Consider the following 15,401-nt stretch of genomic DNA (forward strand, 5'->3'; position numbering starts at 1 on the left):
TCGAGAATTTCCTTCCTGTTTTCTTATAGAATTCGAGTTATGTCCCAAACTCTTTTTTAAGCTTGGGCGGAAGTTCTTAAGGTCCGTTAGCAATTGCGTTTCTCGTGGTTATCCGCTCTATAATTAAGACTAAAAATGAAACATGGGGGATATGACTATGTCGCATACTATTTTAATCGTTGAGGATGAGGAGGCCGTGATTACCTACCTGACTAGTGAATTACAGTTCGAGGGGTACACGGTGTTAAACGCGACGGACGGTCCCGCGGCGTTGGCGACTTACGAGAGTCACCGGGGGCAATTAGACTTGATTTTACTGGATTGGATGTTGCCTGGATTAGACGGACTAGAGGTCCTACGCCGGATTCGTAAACGTGATGATCTGCCAGTGATCATGATGACCGCGCGCGACTACGTGGGGGACAAGGTCGCTGGCCTGGATACCGGGGCCGACGATTACATCACGAAGCCGTTTGATATCGAGGAACTCTTGGCCCGTATTCGGGTCATCTTACGGCATCAGCGGGGACAACAGCGACAACCGCAACAGTTACGGGTGGCCGACCTGACGCTCGATACCGCGGCCCGGCAGGTGTTACGCCACAACGGCATCATTCAATTGACCCAGCGTGAATATGACTTGTTGCTCTGCTTGATGCAACACGCCGGCCAAACGCTGACGCGCGATGAGTTGCTCGACACGGTGTGGGGCGTGGACTTTGACGGTCAGCCCAATATCGTCGACGTTTACATTCGCTATCTGCGCCACAAGGTCGACCTGGTCACGCCGCACCTGATTCACACGGTCCGCGGGGTGGGCTACGTGCTGTCCGCCGACTACCGGTAGGGGGTGGGGAGATGCGTAAACGATTGACCACCGCGCAGGAGATTCAACGGCGCTTCTTGATCATGTTGGTGGCCCTGACCCTCTTGATGGGGCTGGGTGTCGTGGGAATAGTCGGTTATCGACTGGTCAAGCAACAGGAGCGGACGTCTAACCAGGTGGTCGCCAGCCTGAAGCGGTCCATGACCGACCGGGAGCCCGATTGGCAGTCCTGGGATTGGCACCTCTGGCGACAAAATAGCGCCATTGACACCCGCCGGACCTACGTATTGGCTAGCCGCCAGGGCAAGACGACCAAGCACTACTATTCACCCAATACCCGGGCCTTTTTGCGGGCCCGGCACTACGACATTCCGTTTTTCGAAGCCCTGACCTACACGCCGGGCTACGGGATCACCTATTACCGGTCGGGGTCGCGGGCCCACGTGGTCTTTGAGACCTGGGTCAGCCTAGAACCAATCACCAGTCTGCTATGGTCCGTCATTGGGATGGTCGCGGCCGTGGCGCTGCTGATTCTCATGGTGGGCTGGGCCTACGTGCGGGTGACCGCCCGCAGTATCACCCGGCCCCTGGCTAGCCTCAGTGACGCCGCTCGCCAGCAGGCGCAAAGTCCGCAGACCAAAGTGGCCTTACCGGTCCCGGACCAGCCCTTAGAGGTCCACCAACTGGCCCAAAGCATCAACGCTCTGCTGGGGGCCATCAACCAGCACACCCAACAGGAGCGCGAATTCATTGCCAACGCCGCCCACGAATTACGAACGCCGATTACCGCGATTCGGGGGCACGTCCGGCTGGTCCAACGCCGCGGGGAGGCCCATCCCGAAATCGTTCCGCGGTCGTTAGGGTTTATCGACGACGAATCGGCTAAAATGCAAAGCCTGGTCAATAGTCTGTTGACCTTGTCGCGCGCCGACCGGGGGAGGTTGCCGCTGACCAAGCTGGATTTGGTGGAGCAGGTCCGGGCGACGTTGACGGAGAAGCGGGCGGTCCTTACTCAACCACTGGACTATCAGGGACCCGCCACGGTGCGGGTCACCGGGAATTCAGCCAGCGTCCAACAAATGATCAGTGCGTTGCTGGATAATGCCGGGAAGTACGCGCCCGCGACCACGCCGATTACCGTGCGGCTCGTGGTCGGGACCTCCGTGACGTTGGCCGTGGAGGACCACGGTCCCGGCATTGCGGCCGCGGATAAGCCTAAGATTTTTGAACGGTTCTACCGGGCCGACGCGGCCCACAACCACCAGGTCGCCGGGACCGGGTTGGGGCTGGCCATCGTGGCCCAGTTAGCCAGTCTCAACCACGTGACGGTCACGGTCGAGGACAATCAACCCACGGGGAGCCGCTTTATCCTGAACTTTCCGGACAGTGATTCTGAAAAATTCTCAGATTAATCTCTTTTTCCATGAGTAGTTAAGGATGGGGTAAGCGACTATGCTAGTAACTGTTCTAAAACACAGTTGTTTTTAGGGGACGGCGAGGCAGATGCTAGGAAGTCTACAGTTAGGCATTTTACTGGTGACGAGTGTGATCAGTTGGTTAGTTAGATAGGGGGCAGGCGCGATGGCGCGGCGACGAGTGACTGAAGAGTTGGCGTTAAGCTGTTTTGGTTTATTGGGGATTTTGGCGTTACTGGCTAAATTTCGATTCGCCTTGCTGACGACCGGCGACCAATGGGGATTGGCCGTCGCCACGGCGCACCTGGCGCCCGGGGGGACCAAGTGGTTTCACGCCATTTCAACGCTGGGTAGTCCGGTCATCACCGGGGCACTAATCATGGGGATTGCCGCCTACGTGTGGTGGCGCGGTTACCGGCACCTCGCCCGGTTTTGGGGCAGCGTCTTGCTGAGTGGGGATGCGGTGGCCTGGCTGATTAAACAGCTGGTGGCGCGACCTCGGCCCACGCTGCCAGTGCTACCGGCTAGTGGGTACAGTTTTCCTAGCGGGCACGTCTTTAACGCTATGCTATTGGCTCTGGTGGTGTGGCAGCTCTTGCAGCACCAACTTGCCACGGGACGGCTGCGTGTGAGTTTACAGGGATTAGTGGGCTTGGGGGTCCTACTGATCCTAATTGCGCGGGTGGTTCTACGGGCCCATTATCCCAGCGATACGGTCGCCAGTTTGTTATTGGCCACCAGCTGGTGGGTACAGTGGCGAGTTTGGTGGCCGTTTTTTGTTTGGGGGCACCACTGGTATTTCAGCCGATTTGGTCAACGGAGTAGGGAACGTTAAACACGAATCACAGCGACGGGCACCGCTTAGCCCGTTACTGGCAAACAGAAAACGCGTCATCTGGTAAAGGGAAATACCAGATGACGCGTTTTTAGTGTGTGGGTCTTACGCAATCGGTACTCATTTCAACCTAAAAAAATAACGTCCCCCGTAAGGACGACGTTATTTTTAAGTGAGCCGGTTACTTCTTCAGATTTTCTTCGATGTAAGCCTTGACGTCAGCGTCAGACTTCGCATCGATCTTCTGCATCGAAGCTTCAGTTTCATCGGTGTTGTGACCATTGGCTTCCATGAAGTGATCCCAAAGGGCGTCACGAACAGGAATTGAGTCCTTGGACCAGTCAAAAACTTCGTCCATCTTTTCATCCAATAAAGCGGTCTTAAATACAACAGCCATAACCATTACCTCCAATTAAAAATTGGGTCAGTGTAGCTCAGTTGACTGGCATGGGTACCACCGGCTTCAATTCTCATCATAGTTCATTTTGCCAAAAATGGGAACTAATTTATCTAGATTTTCCGGTGCTTGGTCAGGCGACTTGTAAATCTAAAATCCAGTTGTCCGCCTGGTGCTTAGGACTGATGGCACTAGGATCGGCGACGAGGGCTTCGTTGACCTGGGTCACGGTGCCGGCGTAGGGCGTCTTGAAATTCTCGACCGCCTTATCGCTTTCGACCTCCAAGATATCGTCGTTGGCCAGCAGCTCGTCGTCGACCATGACGGGCAGGTCGGCAAAGCTAATGTCCCCAATCTGAGTGAGGGCGTCGCTGGCCAGGCCTAAGCGGTAGTGGCCGTTTCCGCGCTGTTCGATCCAGACCCCGTCTTGAACGGTCACGGGTGGGGTCGCGGGGGTGTGGCGCTGCTGCCACCAAGTTTTGAGTCGTTGCCAGAAGGATGGCGTTGAGTTAGTCATGATAGTCTTCCTCTCAATTGTGAATTTAGCTCTAGTATACGGATTTATGGAACCGCTGACAACCATCGACGTTCCGCTATCTTCGGGAGTTGTTGGGGACCGGGGCTTATGCTAAACTTAACTTAAATTTGCCGCTTGCCTTGTGAAAAAGGCACGAAGGGAGTTCCCAACTATGTTTTTGATCGATACGACGCGTCAGGGCCAAGTGGTCACCGACGCCATCGTGAACCAATCCATTGATAACTATCTGGTCAACGATTTGAAATTACCGGGACACGGGCTGATGATGTACGTCAACCAGCCGGCGGTCATCGTGGGGATTAACCAGACGGTGACGGCCGAGGTCGACTTTCAGTACCTGGCCGACCAGCACGTTCAACTGGTCCGGCGCACGTCCGGGGGCGGCGCCGTGTACCACGACGAGCGCAACCTGATTTTTGAACACATCGTCAACGGTGACCCGCAAGACGGCTCGAAATTTGGCGACTACACGGTCTTTGCCGACCCGATTTTACGGGCCCTAAAGGCCATGGGCGTCGCGGATCTGGGGATTAGCCAGAAGAGTGCGCTAACGGTGGCCGGCAAGAAGTTTTCGGGGATGACCATGTTTAAGAACGGCGACGGTTACGCGGCCGGGGGGACCATCATGTACGACCTGAACGTCGACGCGGCCCACGCGGCCTTGCTGCCGGCGGGAGATCGGCCCCACCGCGGCGTGGCCTCGAACCGGGTTCCGATTACGAACCTGCGCCAATACCTGGCACCGGAATACCAGAACTTAGACATTCAGGCTTTCCGGGAGGCGCTGTTGTGCCACGTCTTTAACGTCGATCAGGTGACACAAATCGAGACCTACCACCTGACCGACCACGATTGGGCGGTCATCGACCAGCGACTGGCCGAGAAGTACCGGACGGACGCGTGGAATTACGGCGCCAATCCCGGGTTTCGGCAGTATCAACGGTTGACCGTACCCGCCGGTGACCTGCACGTTAATTTCACCAGTCAACGGGGTGTTTTGCGTCGCGTGGCCCTCTTTGGGACGGTCGCCCCGGCCGCTCAGTTGGCCCAGGTCGCTGAACAATTAGTCGGGGTTGCCACTACGGCTGCGGCGTTAACGCCTATCTTGACCCAACCGACCGTCACGGCGGTATTGGGGTCCGCGACCGTGGCGCCGTTAATTGACGCCCTCACGAAGGAGGCTTAAGCGTGGCGAAAGCAAAGTACGCAGTCAATCAATACCTGGGCGTGCCGGTGGAAGCCGACGCCTCGGGACATTACCAGATCAAACGGGAGCCGGACGGCGATTTCAAGCTTCATTCCTGGCGCACCGGTCGTCACAGCAAGGGCAAGTATCGTGGCGCCGGTCAGATCTTTTTGACCGAGAACAATCTAAAGGTAGCGATCGTCGCTGCCTACCCGGTGGCCTATAAGGACCGCCACGGGTACACGCCTATGCAACGACTGACCAGCGAATTCATTGACGATGCCGTGTTGCGCGTGGCCCAGGAGCGGTTGCCTCAAGCTAAATAAGCTAACCCAAACGAGTCCCCCTTAGAACCAGACTATCAGGTTCTAGGGGGACTCGTTTTAGCGTTACTTGACGAAATAGGCTTCCTTAAAGTTCGATTGGGTCCCCACGGTGTTGAATTGGACGCCGTTGAGATGGGGATTGACGAGATAAGTGCTGGCGGGCTGAAACAGTGGCGTGACACCCTGGTGCTGCATCAAGATGCCATCGGCTTTCAGCAACGTCTTCCACCGCCGAGCGTTAAAGGCGGGCGCATTACTAGCCTGGGCCACTAGGTCGTCGTAGTCGAAGTTACGCCAGTGGCCGGTATTGGCGGTGCTGGTGGAGGTGTATAGCGACAGCATGGACAACGGGTCGGCGTACTGCGCGCGTTGCGTAGCGAGGTTGAGGTCGCCGGCTAGTGGCGCCGACCGATCATCGTCGAATTTCCAGTCCCGAGCCTTGAGTTTGATGGTTAGGCCGGGGAGGGTTTTGGTCAGTTGGTGCTGTAACTTTTTGGCCAGACTTTGACTGTTGAGGGCCTCGTGGTAGCTCAACGTGAGGGTGACCTTAGTCAACCCCACTTGGCTCAGGGCGTGACGCCATTCGCGTTGGGCTAATTGTGGTTGGTATTTCAGCGTTTTTTGGTTAGGCTGGCTGGCCGCAAAGTCGGCGGTGCCCCGAACCCCCCGGCTGAGACCGGCCGGGACGATGCCCTGAGCGGGAAGCGAGGCGTTACCGTAGGTGTCCTGACCCAGCGCTTGACGGTTGATGGCGTGAGAAATGGCCAGGTGCGCCTGCCGTTGGGCTAATAATTGATTGTGAACGGCGTTAGGGCCGTCACGCCGATAACTGATCAGAATCATGCGCGAATAGGGCCGCGCGGTATAGGAATTCTTGTATTCGTAAGCTTTGACGCTCTTCTTGGTCAAGAGGCGGACCTCGTCGAGCTTGCCCGCCCGGTAGTCGCGCCAGGCCTGGGCCTGACTGCGATACACGTTGACGTTGATGCGCGTCAAATACACGTGTTTGCGGTCCCAGTAGTGGGGATTGGGGACCATGTGCCAGTGATGCTGAGTGTCGCCGTGACTGCTGACCATGAAGGGTCCTGCGTAGACCTGGTATTCCGGTTTGGTGGCGTACTTTTTCCCAAACTTTTTGGCGATCCGTTGGTTCTGCGGGCCAAACAGGGGGTAGGCTAGGCGTTGCGGCAATTCGGCCATGGGGTGGTCGAGGTGGACGATGAGCTTGAAACGGCCCTGGGCTTGGACGCCCAGTTGGCTTGCGGGCAGTTGACCAGCGAGAATTTGTTTGGCGTGCCGGATGCCCCGAAAGAGGTCGGCATCGGGCGCCTTGGTTCGTGGATCGAGGGCCCGGCGCCAGGCGTACACGAAGTTCTGCGCAGTGATCAGGTCACCGTTGCTCCAGTAAGAATCCTTCCATAGTGTAAAGGTGTAGGTGGTTTTAGCGGCGTTGACCTTGACGCGTTGAGCCAGGGCCAGCTGGGCCTGACCGTCGCGGTTAGTCTGATACAGGCCTTCGATGGTGTTGTTCAGGCGGCCAAATTGGGCCATTTTGTCGGTGTCCAGGGTGGTCAGTGGCGTGCCGGTCGCCAGATTTAGCGTCTGATGTTTGGCCATGACGCCCTTGCTATCACTGGTGGAATTGACCGTGGTGATGCGCGTACAGCCGGCCAGCCCGCCGACCAGGATGATTAAAAATGGGATAATCCAGTGTTTCACTCTTGTCCCCTCCGATATGTAGACAGCTTCCTGTTTGATGATAGGGGAGCGGGATAGTGGCGTCAAGCCCCAGTTAAGGGCCGTGACTTGTGATGGGCCGGGGAATTCGCTAAAATTAAGAAAATAGTCATTCTGGAGGGATGCTCATGGAAAAATGGTCAACCACAACGATCGCCGATTTTCGGCGGACGTTACTCGCCTGGTACGATCAGGCGGGCCGCGATTTACCCTGGCGGCATGACCAGGACCCCTATCACGTCTGGGTCAGTGAGATCATGCTCCAGCAGACCCAAGTCAATACGGTGATCCCGTACTACCAACGCTTTATGGCGGCCTTTCCCACGGTCGAGGCGTTAGCCCAAGCCGCCGAACCGGACCTGTTGAAGGCGTGGCAGGGGCTGGGCTATTATTCTCGGGCCCGTAACCTACAACGGGCGGCGCAACAGTTAGTCACCGACTATCACGGCCAGTGGCCCCGGACTGCGGCGGCTTTGCAGGATCTCGTGGGGATCGGGCCATACACGGCCTGCGCGATTGCCAGTATTGCCTTTAAAGAGGTGGTTCCGGCCGTCGACGGTAACGCGTTTCGGGTCTTTGCCCGGCTACTTTTGATCGACGCGGATATCGCCCAGCCCAAGACCCGCCAGATTTTCTTTAAGGCGATTCAACCCATCGTGGACCCGCAACGACCGGGGGACTTCAACCAAGCCATCATGGACCTGGGGTCGAGCTACATGACGGCTAAGAATCCCGACCCGGAACATTCGCCCGTTCGGCAATTTGACGCCTCGTACCGGGAGAACCGGGTGCTCGACTTTCCGGTGAAGACCAAGAAACCGCGACCCAAAGTAGTGCCGTATTACGGCCTACTGGTCCAATCACCGGCCGGCGAATTAGTGGTTCAACGCACCAGCCAACAGATGCTCACCGGATATTGGACCTATCCGCTGGTCACCAAGGCCGATTTGCAGCCGGACCAGGAGCCCGAACCCACGACGTTAGCGGCCGATATCGCGGCGTTAGAGCAACGCTGGGCCCAAGACTACCACTTGCCGGTGACCTTTCAACCGTTGGGCGGCCAGGCCGTCAGTCAGACCTACACCCACCAACGCTGGCAGGTGAAACTGCTGGTCGCCACGGTGCCAACCGCCTTGGATTTGACCTACTTTCCGGGGCAGTGGGTGCCCCACGAGCAGGTGAAGGCGTTACCGTTGCCGAAGGTGCAAGAAAAAATGATGCAGCGCTGGGCGAAAATGCGTTCAGCCGTCAATAAATAGGGGGAGTTTACTTATGCCAACCATTTTTACGATTTTAAAATTCGTTTCCGTCAATCACCAACCCATGGCCAGTTCGCAAGTCATCATTACGGACACCGCGGGTAAGCCCAACGGGTTACTGAGTGACCTGGTCCACGATTTGATCAACGATGCGTTGCTGTTTGTGAACCTAGCGGACCTGGACACCCCGGATGAGCTGATTGCTAAGCTCCACGAACACACGCCCCTGCCCAACGACGTGCTCGACGAATACGGAAAAATTTTGACCGAGCCCTGCTTCGGCTTGAACATCGCGCCCCAAAAGGACACGGTGGAAATCGTGGTGCACCGGTAGGGGGGATCACGATGAGTGAGTTGATTGAGACCATGCCCGGAGCCAATACCGCGCCCCCGTTATTATTGCTGCAGGGAACGGGCGGCACCAACCAAGAAATCCTCGAGTTTGGCCGCCGGTTAGCGCCCCAAAGTCCGCTACTGACGATTGCGGGACGTCAGGGAACCGGGGCCCAGCGGCAATACTACACCCAAACGGCCAGTTCGCCGGCCCGACCGGAGCAGGTCGATCGTGAAGCCCGGTGGGTGGCCGAACAGGCCCGACGCTTATGCCGCGAAAACCATTGGGATGCCACGCAATTGGTGACGGTGGGGTATTCCAACGGCGCGGCGCTAGGGGCCTACGGGGTGCGCGCGGGGCTGTTCCCCGGCCGGTTCGCCCTGTTATTTCACCCGCTATGGTTAGACGTGGCCCAACCCGTTAGCGACCAGCGCCGCGACGTTTGGTTGTCGGCGGGGCAGCGCGACCCCTTAGTCAGTGTGGCGACCGTTCAAAAAATTGCCACGGCCTGCGACAATCTACAAATGACCACCACGGTCGAGGTGACCGGGGGAACCCACAATTTAACGCCCCAAGAAGTAATGGCGGCGTACCAGTGGTTAGCGGAACGTTTAGCCTGATTATCATCAATTTCAGCAAATATTTAGGATTTCTCATTTGCTATTCTGAGCAATACCTGTTATCCTATGGTTAATGTATTTATGGTTCGGAAGTTTTAAAGGCTCGACGTTCTTTAAGAATGGCTCCTTTTTACCCCAGCTTTCAAATGCAAATATTATTGCGCTATGCGCACGGAGGTTTCATTCTTATGGAACAAGGTACTGTTAAATGGTTCAACGCTGATAAAGGTTACGGCTTCATCACTTTGGAAAACGGCTCTGACGTTTTCGTTCACTTCTCTGCTATCAACAGTGAAGGCTTCAAGACTCTTGAAGAAGGCCAACACGTATCCCTTGACGTAGAACAAGGCGATCGTGGCCCACAAGCTGCTAACGTTACGGTTGTTGACTAATTTACATTAGCCTATAGCCAAAAAGGTCACCATCTTCGGATGGTGGCCTTTTTTCGTGATATTTTTAAAATTAGAAAATAATGAGTCTGGACGAAAGCCGTTAAAATGCGGTATTATCAGTACTTGATTGACGTAATACGCTTAATAATGTTGAAATCGAATTGACAATTATGAGAACTTCTCTTAGAATTTGACTAATTACTGAATTCAAGGGAGTCTTGTTCATGACAAAAACTTTTTTACACGCCCAGCTCTTTAACGGCGTTGACGACCACTTACAGCCCGATACTTACCTGACCGTGGATGACCACGGCGTCATTACGGCCCTCGGCACGGGGGTCCCAGCAACCGTGGCGGGGGAAACGATTGATTTACAGGGCAAGGTCGTGATTCCCGGCCTGATGAACGTGCATACCCACATCATGAGTGGGCCGGCGGATCAACCGGGTGACCACTTGTCCGAAACGGAAGTGACTTACCGGGCGTTAAAGAATTTGAAGGCGTTATTGCACGACGGCGTGACCTACATCCGGGACTGTGGGTGTGCGTTTGGCGTGGACATCAAGCTGTCACGCCTGCAAAAGGCCGGCGAACTGGGAGGGACCGAAATTGACGGCTCCGGCCGGCCGATTTCCATTATCGGTGGTCACGGGGACGAACCCCAGGGACTTAACGGTGAAAGCAACCTGGGCCACCTGGTGAACTCTGCCAGTGACGTGCGTCGGGCCGTCCGGGAAAACTTCAAGCTGGGGGCCGGCAACATCAAGGTCATGGCGACCGGGGGCGTGATGTCCGCTGACGACGAGGTCGACGACACGGAACTGACCGAAGAAGAAATTCGCGTGGCCGTCCAAGAAGCCCATAGTAAGCACATGACGGTGGCCTCACACGCCCAAGGCAACCGGGGAATTCAGTTATCGCTTGAAGCCGGGGTGGATTCCATCGAACACGGCATCTACATCGACGCCGACCAGATTCAGTTAATGAAGGATCAGGGAACCTACCTGGTGCCGACGCTTAGTCCCTGCGACAAGATCGACCGTTACGGCAAAGGCATCGTGCCGGATTACGTCTACCGCAAGAACGCCGGCGTCAAGGAAATCTTTTACAAGAACATGCGCATCGCCCTGAATTCGGGCATTAATTACGCCGTGGGGACCGATGCCGGGACGCCGTTCAACGGCTTCACCACCGGGACCACGGACGAAATCGTTTTGATGACGGAAATGGGGCTTACGCCGTACCAGGCCTTATTGGGGGCGACCCAAAACGCCGCAAAGCTCATGCAGATCGATGACCGTTACGGCACGTTAGCGGTGGGCAAAGTGGCGGACTTGGTGGTCCTAGACGCCGATCCGTTAACTGACATCCACGCGGTCCAACAGCCTGATAAACAAGTTTATAAAAAAGGTGTTCTGGCCGAAGACTAGAACGGTGACGCGTTCCCGGAGTTGGGGAACGCGTTTTTTGTCGCCCGCCCCCTAATTAAAAAACGTCACCCTGACGGAGATCTACCCCGTCAGGGTGGCGCTTTCGATTAGAGGGAGTTGTGTCGGTGACTGACACTGCCAATCAGAACGATTGCCGGTGCCAGCAACAAGGTGAGACTGACTCGCCCCAGTGCCGGTAGGAACCGAACTTGGTGCGGGTCGTAGTCTTCTAAGGGCATTAAGGGGAGACCTGCGGCGTAGATGGCGGCGCGAGGTCTCGGCGCGGTGGGCGGCGCTACCGGGTGCCGGGCGAGTAGCCGAGTGGTTAACCGGTGAACGTGGCGGTCCGCCAGTGGAAACAGCCCATAGCACAGGAGGCAGTACCACGACAGCGGTGACCAGTTCCAGACGAAGTGGCCGACGACAAACTGGCAATTCAATAATAGAAGCACGCCGGCTAGCGGTAACGCTTTCAAATACGACTGCATGACAGCGGATAGCGATTGAGTTTTAACTGATCTCATAAAAGTCGCCCTCCTAGATTGATTTACCCTGATCATAGGCGTTTACGGTCAGTGTGAGTGGTTAGATTCCTACAAGGTGACCGGTTGGTGCGGCCACTATGGTAACGGTCACTGATTGATGATTGGGCGCAAAGAAAAACTCGCCACTGGAGTCAGTCGCGAGTTTGGGTAAATATTGGGGTTAGCGGTCCGTTCTGGCCCGTAAGGCGTAGAGAATCGTGATGGTATCGACGGCTTCCTGGAACAGGGCCCCGATGATGGCGGGGATGACCCCGAAACTGGCGATCAGCATCAGTCCCGTACAAATGGCAATCCCAATCAGGACCGACTGTCGGGCGATTCGCATGGTATCCCGTGAGATCTGAACGGCGGTGCTGACCCGGGTCAGGTCGTCCTTTAAGACCACCGCATCGGCGGATTCACTGGCCGCCGTCGCCCCGTGGGCGCCCATGGCGATTCCCACGTCGGCCGTGACGAGCGATGGTGCATCGTTGACCCCGTCGCCAACCATGGCCACGGGTCGCTGGTCGGCGGGAAGCTGGCGTAACACGCTGATCTTATCGGCGGGCAAACACTCCGCGTGCACCTGGTCGATACCGACTTCGCGGGCAATCTGATGGGCGATAGTCGGCTGGTCTCCGGAAATCATGAGGAGGTTGGTGATGCCGAGGTGGTGGAGCGTGGTCATGGTCGTGGCCGCTTCCGGCCGGACCCGGTCGGTGAAGGTCACACAGCCCACGTATTGGTCGTTGACTGCCACGTAAACGGCGGTTTGTTGGACCTTCTGAATGGTCGCGGTGGTCACGTAACTGGCCTTGCCGGCGCGGACCGTTTGACCGTCTACCGTGGCTTGCACCCCGGCCGCCGTGGTCTCCGTGACGTCGGTAGCGGCTAAGAGCGCCTGTTGATTGGCGGTGAGGAGGGAACGGGCCAGCACGTGGTTGGAATGCTGCTCCACGCTGGCGGCCAGCTGCAAGAGCCGTTCGCTAGTGATGCCAGCCTGGGGAAGGACGCTCGCCACGACCAGGTGGCCCTGGGTGATGGTCCCCGTTTTATCGAAGGCGAAGCTCTTGACCTGGGCCAACTTTTCTAGCGTGGTCCCGGTCTTAACGATGATTCCGTTACGGCTAGCCCGGCTCATCCCGGAGACCAAGGCGATGGGCGCGGCGAGAATCAACGGGCACGGTGAAGCCACCACCAAGACCTCGGCAACGCGGACGGGGTCGCCCGACAGCCACCAGGCTAGTCCGGCGATCACGTAGGCGCCCAGGGTAAACGGCACGGCGTAACGGTCGGCCATCCGAACGAAGTGCGCCGGTTGGTTTTCGGCCTGTTTGACCAACCGAACGATGTTTTGGTATTGACTGTTGGCTGCGGTCTGGTCGGCGCGGATGTGAATGGCCTGATCGCCGTTGATGGCCCCGGACATCACGGTGTCGCGGGGGCCCTTGTCAATGGGGCGCGACTCACCGGTCAACGAGGACTCGTCGACCGTCGTGGTGCCCTGCAGGACCGTCCCGTCGACGGGGATGGCCTCGCCGGGCTTGACCAGCAGTTCCTGGCCCACGGTGACGGCGTCGATGTGGATATCGGTCAGGGTATCGGCCGTGACCAGGTGGGCGTCTTGGGGCGAGTTGGCCAGGAGACTTTGCAGCTCGGTGTTGGCACGGTTAGCGGCGAAGTCTTCCAGCGCGTCGCCCCCGGTCAGCATCAGTAAAACGATCAAGGCGGCCCAGTATTCCCCCACAGCTAGGGTGGCGATGACCGCCGTGATGGCTAAAAGGTCGACCCCAAATTTACCGGATTTTAAAGTCTTGACCATGTCGATGAACATCAATAGGGCAATCAAGCTCCCGGCAACGATCAAAATCCCGGCCGACCACTGGGCCTGGTGCAGGATGAACTGGGCAATTAATGCTGCGACCCCGGCCAGCAAGACCCCCCAGAGCCGTTTATAATTAGCGAGTTTCATCTATCTCTCCTCCTAATCCTGGACCGCATTTGAGGACAACTGATACAGCCCATAAAGTATTTGCTCTTAGTATAACAAACTTTTTGCTAGGCGTATTCTACCAAGTTGGCGAGGCTGCATGGTACACTTTAGGGAGACAACGATTGAGAAGGAGCTCGATAGAATGGCGACGAAACAGGAAACCGATCAGCGGATCTTGACCGCTTTTTCGGAATTAGTGCTCAAGTACGGCTATCACGGGACCACAACGCGGAAGATTGCGGAACGGGCCGGCGTTAATGAAAGCACGGTCTTTCGCCACTTTAAGGATAAGCATCATTTGTTGGACCGGTTGATTGACCTGTACATCGACGACATTGACCACCTTAACGAGACGTTTCAGATCGACGGGGATATTGAAACGGACCTCCAACGGGTCGCAGAACTTTATGCGACCTTCATTCAACGCCATCAGGCCGTGTCATTGCTGGGGGTCAAGGAAGGGAACCAGTTCCCCGAAATTCGGCAGGCGGTCAAGAAGTTACCGTTACAATTTGCCGTGTCCTTGACCAACACTTTTAACCAAATGGTCGAAAGCGGCGAAATCAGCGCGCAGGTCAACGTGCCCCAAGAGGTCAGTAACTTTATCCTGATCAACTTCGGGAATGCCGTGTTTAACGACGTTTATTCGTATGGCGAACTCGGAATTCCCTTGGACCGATTTATGCAGGAAAATATTAAGACCTTTGCCCAACATTTAAAGTAGGCGCATCAAAAAAGCGTTCGGGAAACTTCCCGAACGCTTGAGATGACAATCGATTAAACTGATTAACGATGTCGCAAGAGAGATTCGAACCCTCGACCTACGGTTTAGAAGACCGTTGCTCTATCCAGCTGAGCTATTGCGACAAAATCACTCACAGTCATTTATTATAGAGAAGCCGGCGCGCCGTGTCAATCGCGAGTCGCCGGGCAAGCGGGGGGACAGATCACATTCAGGTAGGGGGGCCAAGACCATGACAATTGTGCATATCGTGGCGGAAATCGGGGTGTTCTTCGCCGCAATCAGTCTGATTTACTATTTCTTTCAAATCACCCAAGCTCAGGGCGACCGGCGGAAGAATTTACGCTACGTGGGAATTGCGGCCGTAGTGTTACTGATTGCTTACCCGGTCTCGAACCTGTCCGGAAAAAAGGACGTTAGCCCAACTAACCAGATTTCCAACCAGGTCAAGAAGGTCAAACGTCACCACCAAGACCGGCAACGCGAGTCGTCGCGGTCCTCGGATTCAACTTCAGAATCTCGTCACTCAACGCGCTAATTCTCAAGAAATTTTAATTTTTAGTGATTGGGCCTTGCAATCTTTCTGTAACATTACGATAATGTAATTGTAACCTAATGTTGACGGGGGGAATTTCTGATGATGGCTGTTTTGATCATTTTGTTGATTATCTTGTTCGCTGCGGGAGGGCAATTGTACCTCAATAATTTAGCGGCCTTTCGGAAGAAGAGTAAGCATCTGGCCGGCCACGACCGCTTCTCAGATAATTCCAAGCAACGATTAAGTTAAAACAACGAGTTTGGGACATAACTCGAATTCTATAAGAAAACAGGAAGGAAATTCTCGATT

18 protein-coding genes and 1 tRNA gene are annotated in these 15,401 nt (G+C 55.9%); 13 read left to right on the forward strand and 6 right to left on the reverse strand.

The window, feature by feature from the left end; all coding sequences use genetic code 11:
- Positions 1 to 157: 157 nt before the first annotated feature.
- From FD38_RS01225 to FD38_RS01235, 3 genes are all read left to right on the forward strand, one after another.
- Positions 158 to 847, forward strand: a complete 690-nt coding sequence (locus FD38_RS01225; protein ID WP_057730417.1) for a response regulator transcription factor — start codon at positions 158 to 160, stop codon at positions 845 to 847.
- A gap of 11 nt (positions 848 to 858) precedes the next feature.
- The gene (locus FD38_RS01230; protein WP_057730418.1) at positions 859 to 2,238 is read left to right on the forward strand and encodes a sensor histidine kinase; all 1,380 of its coding nucleotides are present in this window, start codon (positions 859 to 861) and stop codon (positions 2,236 to 2,238) included.
- Between the two features lie 169 nt (positions 2,239 to 2,407).
- A complete protein-coding gene (locus FD38_RS01235; RefSeq protein WP_057730420.1) occupies positions 2,408 to 3,076 on the forward strand; it encodes a phosphatase PAP2 family protein in 669 nt (222 codons plus the stop codon).
- 181 nt (positions 3,077 to 3,257) lie between these two features.
- Here the strand turns inward: FD38_RS01235 and FD38_RS01240 are convergent, their stop codons facing one another.
- Together FD38_RS01240 and FD38_RS01245 are read right to left on the reverse strand one after the other, a co-directional pair.
- Positions 3,258 to 3,473, reverse strand: a complete 216-nt coding sequence (locus tag FD38_RS01240) for a P8 family protein (protein WP_057730421.1) — start codon at positions 3,471 to 3,473, stop codon at positions 3,258 to 3,260.
- A 133-nt stretch (positions 3,474 to 3,606) separates the two neighbouring features.
- Complete coding sequence (locus FD38_RS01245; RefSeq protein ID WP_057730423.1) at positions 3,607 to 3,990, reverse strand: glycine cleavage system H family protein; 384 nt, start codon at positions 3,988 to 3,990, stop codon at positions 3,607 to 3,609.
- A 172-nt stretch (positions 3,991 to 4,162) separates the two neighbouring features.
- Here FD38_RS01245 and FD38_RS01250 point away from each other — a divergent pair, with 172 nt between their 5' ends.
- Together FD38_RS01250 and FD38_RS01255 are read left to right on the forward strand one after the other, a co-directional pair.
- On the forward strand, positions 4,163 to 5,197 hold the full coding sequence (locus FD38_RS01250; protein WP_057730424.1) for a lipoate--protein ligase: 1,035 nt from the start codon (positions 4,163 to 4,165) through the stop codon (positions 5,195 to 5,197).
- A gap of 2 nt (positions 5,198 to 5,199) precedes the next feature.
- A complete protein-coding gene (locus tag FD38_RS01255) occupies positions 5,200 to 5,523 on the forward strand; it encodes a DUF7671 family protein (RefSeq protein WP_057730427.1) in 324 nt (107 codons plus the stop codon).
- A 63-nt stretch (positions 5,524 to 5,586) separates the two neighbouring features.
- Here the strand turns inward: FD38_RS01255 and FD38_RS01260 are convergent, their stop codons facing one another.
- The gene (locus tag FD38_RS01260; protein ID WP_225430820.1) at positions 5,587 to 7,242 is read right to left on the reverse strand and encodes a peptide ABC transporter substrate-binding protein; all 1,656 of its coding nucleotides are present in this window, start codon (positions 7,240 to 7,242) and stop codon (positions 5,587 to 5,589) included.
- Positions 7,243 to 7,388: 146 nt separating this feature from the next.
- On the opposite strand from FD38_RS01260, the gene mutY reads away from it, so the two are divergent.
- The 5 genes from mutY (at position 7,389) to FD38_RS01285 (ending at position 11,295) form a co-directional block, all read left to right on the forward strand.
- Positions 7,389 to 8,519: an A/G-specific adenine glycosylase gene (mutY, locus tag FD38_RS01265; protein ID WP_057730428.1), complete on the forward strand. Its 1,131-nt coding sequence runs from the start codon at positions 7,389 to 7,391 to the stop codon at positions 8,517 to 8,519.
- Between the two features lie 13 nt (positions 8,520 to 8,532).
- Positions 8,533 to 8,853, forward strand: a complete 321-nt coding sequence (locus FD38_RS01270) for a hypothetical protein (RefSeq protein WP_057730430.1) — start codon at positions 8,533 to 8,535, stop codon at positions 8,851 to 8,853.
- 11 nt (positions 8,854 to 8,864) lie between these two features.
- Positions 8,865 to 9,473: an alpha/beta hydrolase gene (locus FD38_RS01275; protein ID WP_057730432.1), complete on the forward strand. Its 609-nt coding sequence runs from the start codon at positions 8,865 to 8,867 to the stop codon at positions 9,471 to 9,473.
- 188 nt (positions 9,474 to 9,661) lie between these two features.
- Positions 9,662 to 9,865, forward strand: coding sequence for a cold-shock protein (locus FD38_RS01280; protein WP_024746588.1), 204 nt, complete (start codon positions 9,662 to 9,664; stop codon positions 9,863 to 9,865).
- A gap of 224 nt (positions 9,866 to 10,089) precedes the next feature.
- Entirely contained in the window at positions 10,090 to 11,295 is a 1,206-nt protein-coding gene (locus FD38_RS01285; protein WP_057730434.1) for a metal-dependent hydrolase family protein, read from the forward strand.
- A gap of 107 nt (positions 11,296 to 11,402) precedes the next feature.
- Here the strand turns inward: FD38_RS01285 and FD38_RS01290 are convergent, their stop codons facing one another.
- Together FD38_RS01290 and FD38_RS01295 are read right to left on the reverse strand one after the other, a co-directional pair.
- Positions 11,403 to 11,819, reverse strand: a complete 417-nt coding sequence (locus FD38_RS01290; RefSeq protein ID WP_057730435.1) for a hypothetical protein — start codon at positions 11,817 to 11,819, stop codon at positions 11,403 to 11,405.
- 181 nt (positions 11,820 to 12,000) lie between these two features.
- Complete coding sequence (locus FD38_RS01295) at positions 12,001 to 13,791, reverse strand: heavy metal translocating P-type ATPase (protein WP_057730437.1); 1,791 nt, start codon at positions 13,789 to 13,791, stop codon at positions 12,001 to 12,003.
- A 163-nt stretch (positions 13,792 to 13,954) separates the two neighbouring features.
- Here FD38_RS01295 and FD38_RS01300 point away from each other — a divergent pair, with 163 nt between their 5' ends.
- Complete coding sequence (locus FD38_RS01300; protein ID WP_057730439.1) at positions 13,955 to 14,536, forward strand: TetR/AcrR family transcriptional regulator; 582 nt, start codon at positions 13,955 to 13,957, stop codon at positions 14,534 to 14,536.
- 69 nt (positions 14,537 to 14,605) lie between these two features.
- Here FD38_RS01300 and FD38_RS01305 read toward each other — a convergent pair.
- Positions 14,606 to 14,679, reverse strand: a tRNA-Arg gene (locus FD38_RS01305).
- A gap of 107 nt (positions 14,680 to 14,786) precedes the next feature.
- On the opposite strand from FD38_RS01305, the gene FD38_RS01310 reads away from it, so the two are divergent.
- Together FD38_RS01310 and FD38_RS12915 are read left to right on the forward strand one after the other, a co-directional pair.
- Positions 14,787 to 15,092: a hypothetical protein gene (locus FD38_RS01310; protein ID WP_057730441.1), complete on the forward strand. Its 306-nt coding sequence runs from the start codon at positions 14,787 to 14,789 to the stop codon at positions 15,090 to 15,092.
- A gap of 99 nt (positions 15,093 to 15,191) precedes the next feature.
- A complete protein-coding gene (locus FD38_RS12915; protein WP_170218382.1) occupies positions 15,192 to 15,341 on the forward strand; it encodes a hypothetical protein in 150 nt (49 codons plus the stop codon).
- Positions 15,342 to 15,401 lie beyond the last annotated feature (60 nt).

Source organism: Levilactobacillus zymae DSM 19395 (assembly GCF_001434115.1).
Taxonomy (GTDB): Bacteria; Bacillota; Bacilli; order Lactobacillales; family Lactobacillaceae; genus Levilactobacillus; species Levilactobacillus zymae.

What these genes read in the sequence shown, in the direction of transcription:
- FD38_RS01245 (WP_057730423.1), bottom strand. Translation starts at nt 3,990, where the DNA reads ATGACTAACTCAACGCCATCCTTCTGGCAACGACTCAAAACTTGGTGG.
- FD38_RS01290 (WP_057730435.1), bottom strand. Translation starts at nt 11,819, where the DNA reads ATGAGATCAGTTAAAACTCAATCGCTATCCGCTGTCATGCAGTCGTAT.
- FD38_RS01225 (WP_057730417.1), top strand. Translation starts at nt 158, where the DNA reads ATGTCGCATACTATTTTAATCGTTGAGGATGAGGAGGCCGTGATTACC.
- FD38_RS01230 (WP_057730418.1), top strand. Translation starts at nt 859, where the DNA reads ATGCGTAAACGATTGACCACCGCGCAGGAGATTCAACGGCGCTTCTTG.
- mutY (WP_057730428.1), top strand. Translation starts at nt 7,389, where the DNA reads ATGGAAAAATGGTCAACCACAACGATCGCCGATTTTCGGCGGACGTTA.
- FD38_RS01280 (WP_024746588.1), top strand. Translation starts at nt 9,662, where the DNA reads ATGGAACAAGGTACTGTTAAATGGTTCAACGCTGATAAAGGTTACGGC.
- FD38_RS01300 (WP_057730439.1), top strand. Translation starts at nt 13,955, where the DNA reads ATGGCGACGAAACAGGAAACCGATCAGCGGATCTTGACCGCTTTTTCG.
- FD38_RS01235 (WP_057730420.1), top strand. Translation starts at nt 2,408, where the DNA reads ATGGCGCGGCGACGAGTGACTGAAGAGTTGGCGTTAAGCTGTTTTGGT.
- FD38_RS01295 (WP_057730437.1), bottom strand. Translation starts at nt 13,791, where the DNA reads ATGAAACTCGCTAATTATAAACGGCTCTGGGGGGTCTTGCTGGCCGGG.
- FD38_RS01250 (WP_057730424.1), top strand. Translation starts at nt 4,163, where the DNA reads ATGTTTTTGATCGATACGACGCGTCAGGGCCAAGTGGTCACCGACGCC.
- FD38_RS01275 (WP_057730432.1), top strand. Translation starts at nt 8,865, where the DNA reads ATGAGTGAGTTGATTGAGACCATGCCCGGAGCCAATACCGCGCCCCCG.
- FD38_RS01285 (WP_057730434.1), top strand. Translation starts at nt 10,090, where the DNA reads ATGACAAAAACTTTTTTACACGCCCAGCTCTTTAACGGCGTTGACGAC.
- FD38_RS01310 (WP_057730441.1), top strand. Translation starts at nt 14,787, where the DNA reads ATGACAATTGTGCATATCGTGGCGGAAATCGGGGTGTTCTTCGCCGCA.
- FD38_RS12915 (WP_170218382.1), top strand. Translation starts at nt 15,192, where the DNA reads ATGATGGCTGTTTTGATCATTTTGTTGATTATCTTGTTCGCTGCGGGA.
- FD38_RS01270 (WP_057730430.1), top strand. Translation starts at nt 8,533, where the DNA reads ATGCCAACCATTTTTACGATTTTAAAATTCGTTTCCGTCAATCACCAA.
- FD38_RS01240 (WP_057730421.1), bottom strand. Translation starts at nt 3,473, where the DNA reads ATGGCTGTTGTATTTAAGACCGCTTTATTGGATGAAAAGATGGACGAA.